This is a genomic window from Nosocomiicoccus sp. HMSC059G07, from assembly GCF_001815515.1.
GTDB classification, from domain to species: domain Bacteria; phylum Bacillota; class Bacilli; order Staphylococcales; family Salinicoccaceae; genus Nosocomiicoccus; species Nosocomiicoccus ampullae_A.
Genome location: NZ_KV820779.1, coordinates 1 through 384, shown reverse-complemented (window position 1 = coordinate 384; position 384 = coordinate 1). Strand labels below are relative to the sequence as shown.

At 34.6% G+C, this 384-nt stretch carries 1 protein-coding gene; it reads right to left on the bottom strand.

What is annotated here, in order from left to right:
* Nucleotides 1–384, bottom strand: a 384-nt coding sequence (locus HMPREF3029_RS00485; protein WP_168165485.1) for a DDE-type integrase/transposase/recombinase, incomplete at both ends; no start/stop codon positions are given.

Sequence of the window (384 nt, the reverse complement as noted above, 5' to 3'; positions counted from 1 at the left end):
TATTATAGTATCTAATATATTCATGTACTGCGATTTCTAATGCTTCATATGTCTTGAACACTTCTCCATAAAACATTTCTTGCTTTAATAAGCCGAAGAAATTCTCCATCGGTGAGTTATCTAAACAGTTTCCTTTACGTGACATACTCATTGTTGCACCAAATTCTGTTATGGTATTTCCCCAACTACTGTGCTGATAATGGAAACCTTGGTCCGAGTGAACCATTAATTGATTTAAATCATTTCGATGTCGTTCAAACGCCTGTTTTAACGGTTGAATTGCGATATCTAAGCTCGGTGAACGACTGACCTTATATGCGATAATTTCAGAGTTGTAACAATCCATAATTGTTGATAGATATAGTTTCTTTCCTTTGATAGGTA